Below are 756 nucleotides of genomic sequence, written 5' to 3' on the forward strand. Positions count from 1 at the left end.
CACCAAGCTGGCAGAGTGCTTCTCCAATTTGATAGTGCAGTTCTCCTAATAAATAAAGCGTCTCATGCTGAATACACAGCTCTAGTCCTGCTTGTGCATATTTAACCGACTTTTCATAACGTTCCATTTGCAAAAGCGCACGCGATAATCCATATAAAATTCGAATTTTGACAAGAGGATCTTTTAACTTAGGGAGCAAAGCAATATGCTGCAATCCTTCCATAAACGTACTGAACGCTTTTTTTAAATGACCTTCTTCTTCATAAATAATAGCAATACTATTTAAAATAGCAATCTCTTTTTCTGAATAAAACTGTTCGCTCGTACGCGTGAACGCAATAGCTTTTTCCAATTTACGAAGCGCTTGTTCAAATTTATTTCCAATATAATAATCACATATGGCTTCGTGCCATAGGAAAAATTGTGCGTGAAAAGGATCTTGAAACATAGGATTATCTTTTTCTTTGTTCACCATATGTAACACGGTTTCATAATCGCGTTTTCGTATATAATGCCTAATGGTCGATTTAATTTCTTTTGAATAATCGTTGGGCGTTAGCTCTCCTGCTTCAAAGAAATAATTCATCGGAACCCCTAAGCGTTTCGATAAATGATAGAGAACTTCACTGCTTGCATGAATTTCACCTTGTTCAAATCGATGTAGCTCTTCTTCTGTACAAATTCCTTCTGATAACTCGACAGTTGTCATTTCCGCTATCTTTCGCAGATCTTGAATCAGCTGACCTACTTGTTTTT

Annotated in this window: 1 protein-coding gene; it reads right to left on the reverse strand. The window is 36.5% G+C overall.

Going from position 1 to position 756, the window contains the following annotated elements; genetic code table 11:
• Positions 1-756: helix-turn-helix domain-containing protein (locus AC1DRF_RS30710; protein WP_477742660.1), on the reverse strand; the 756-nt coding region annotated here is incomplete at both ends.

It is taken from the genome of Priestia sp. P5_B4 (assembly GCF_056400385.1).